General features: G+C 42.5%; 2 protein-coding genes. Both read right to left on the bottom strand.

Features of this window, described 5'->3' with window-relative positions; all coding sequences use genetic code 11:
• Positions 1–229: 229 nt before the first annotated feature.
• The gene (locus AC805_RS10850; protein ID WP_156341382.1) at positions 230–1,507 is read right to left on the bottom strand and encodes a hypothetical protein; all 1,278 of its coding nucleotides are present in this window, start codon (positions 1,505–1,507) and stop codon (positions 230–232) included.
• A 190-nt stretch (positions 1,508–1,697) separates the two neighbouring features.
• Complete coding sequence (locus tag AC805_RS10845; protein WP_055075451.1) at positions 1,698–2,027, bottom strand: Mo-dependent nitrogenase C-terminal domain-containing protein; 330 nt, start codon at positions 2,025–2,027, stop codon at positions 1,698–1,700.
• Positions 2,028–2,653 lie beyond the last annotated feature (626 nt).

Here is a 2,653-nt window from a genome sequence, read left to right as displayed (position 1 = left end):
AAGCCTATAAATCATTTTTAAACTGCCTACTCTGATTCTAAGCATAATTGGCGAGATTCTTTAATATTAGTTAACATTAAAATCACAAAACGCTACTCCCTTCCCAGTGAAAAATTAGCGTTGCGGCGCTTTGCGCCGCAACGCTAATTTTTCACTGGGAAGGGAGTAGCCAGCAACTATAAATAACAAAAGAGATGTGCCCTGCTTAGCAGGGCACATCTCTTTATGTTTAGTTAAACCAGACTACATAATTGAAAAGATTGCCGCCAAAAGCTCGAAACATTTCGTTCCAAACATTCATATTAGTAACCGTTCCTTTCTCAAGATAGGGTGTGGCGGCAGTGCCTTGAACCCATGACACCAGATCGAAGGGACGGGGATCGTTAAAAATGCGAGGGAAATTAATACTTAATTTCTCATCACGCCAGAAGGGAAGATTCTTCTTGGCGGTCAGAATTGCCTCAATTTCATCAAGACTACGGAACCACGCTTTTACCATTGCATCGGTTACTCTGGCTTGAGGAATTACCGATACTTGTTTAGGGTTGGGAATCCATTCGCGATCGTTGTCGGTTTCTGCGAGAATTGATTGCCATGACTTGCGACTGAGGCTGACTACCGATTTCAGATGATTTAGGATCGTCTTCATCCTTTGGGGTTCTGCTAGAGGGAATTTCGTAAGATGAACCGCTGACACTAAATCAAAAAGATCGAAGGGACTGTAGCTATAGCTATATTCATCAGGTGATTCCCTACGCGTTGTCATTAAAAATTTATGGGGTGTATCAACCCTTTGGAAAAACAAGTGAGCGCAGGCTTCAAACAGTTCCCGACTGTCGTAGGCTCGCAAAAACTCACCGATCGCTCCAAGTACGTGGGTATATCCCTGCAACCACAGGGCATCGCCACGATCGAAGGCAATTAAAAACTGCTGTGCATCCTTTTCTGTAACATTTGCACCTGTAATAGCATTAAAAATCTGCCACAGCATTTCATCATCAGTTGATTTGCCGTTACCATCAAAGTCCAAACGGATCAGTCCGAAACGCAATGCCAGTTTAAAGTCTCGATCCTGAATGGGATCGAGGGTATTACGGACAGTGGCAAGATCGTCAATCCATGCCTGAAAAACTTGCTGAAGTCCATCGTAAGTTAAAGTTTGTGGTTGGGGATTTTTGGGAACTGGTAAGCGTAAAAATGGCACCGAACCCCTGAGAGGTGTTTGAATCATCCCGTAACGGTAAAGCGACTGCATTAGTCTCTCAATACCGCGCATAAATTGAATTACACCTAGACCAAATCGAGCTTTATCATCTTTGAGATTAGTTTGCAAATAATCCCTAAAAACCTTTTCGCCTTCGGCAAATTTCCCAGAGGTGAGATAGGGATCGGGTAATGGTGCGATCGCCGCCTGAGTGGGCTGTAATGCGATCGTCATCGCGATTATCAAACTAGAAACAAAAATTGCAATCAGCGATCGCCAAATCCACTGCATCTTCCTTGGCATATCCAAACTCCTAGTCACAAAAACAAATGACTCAAGGAAAGCTTACATCATTTGTTTTTGTGGAGGTAAGGGACTTGCGATTTAATGAAGTACCAAATATAAAACCAGAATCGTTGAGGCGGCGGAGCCGCCCTAACGATTCTGGCAAATTGCGTCTAGCTGCTTAGGTGAAGGAGAGGCAAGAAAGACCTTAACAGTAAGCGCTAATGTCTTCACCACAGCGATCGACAAGGAAACAGAGTGCGCGAAATCTGAGCCCAATCAACTCATCGTAAACGGGATTGAATTTACAAAGTGGAGGGATCTGGAGTAACGTACGTTTTCCGAACTTAATGGTGCGTTCAAAGGGGCATTGGGCGGGAATTAACTTGGCAATAAAATGCGCTGTGCGTGGCTGTTGAATTTCAAAATTATCGATTTTCTGACGTAGCGGTTTTAGTAGATCGAAGACTGCTTTCGGTTGAGGGCGACCAATATACGAGGTTTCCCCATTAAATCCTGTGCTGTTCATACTTGACATATTTACCAAACGCTCTCAAATCACAGTGTGTACGCTTTAAGCGATTATGTTATTAATCGTAACATAATCATCTCGAATAGAGGGTTAGACAAATCATTATTCATTCTTATGTATGAGATTATAGATACAAACAGAAGAACATTGCTTTTCCCCCAATCCTTAATAAGTTAGATCTTACCCATCTGTCTGTATAGACGATCGCTATAGATGGATTTGTGCCAATTGGTATAAAGGTCAAGATACAAGTGGCGGTGCGAAGCACCGCCACTTGTATCTTGACCTTTATATAGCTACCGCCAGTCTTGTTAGAACAAAATTAAAACCCAAGATCGTGTTGTCGCGCGGAGCGCGACAACACGATCTTGGGTTTTATGTCCTGATACATTTGGCGGTAGCTATATTTTGTTGCTATAGAAAAAATAAATCCTTGAGAAGTCTAATTTAACCTCAGTTCGGCATAATTTGAAACGGGCTTTGAGAAAGGGTTTGCTACGCAAACCCTTTCTCAAAGCCCAAAAGTAAAAGCCTTGCGTAGCAAGGCTTTTACTTTTGAGGTTTTAAAATCTGCCAGCTTAACCCGAACTGAGGTTAATTTAATAGCCTTTTAAAGATTTTGAAGCTGGATG

This window comes from Pseudanabaena sp. 'Roaring Creek', from assembly GCF_001402795.1.
Classification (GTDB): Bacteria; Cyanobacteriota; Cyanobacteriia; order Pseudanabaenales; family Pseudanabaenaceae; genus Pseudanabaena.
This window is presented reverse-complemented; position numbering and strand designations above follow the sequence as displayed.

Bases quoted from the DNA above. Each gene is read 5' to 3' on its own strand.
- AC805_RS10850 (WP_156341382.1), bottom strand. From the start codon at position 1,507: ATGCCAAGGAAGATGCAGTGGATTTGGCGATCGCTGATTGCAATTTTT.
- AC805_RS10845 (WP_055075451.1), bottom strand. From the start codon at position 2,027: ATGTCAAGTATGAACAGCACAGGATTTAATGGGGAAACCTCGTATATT.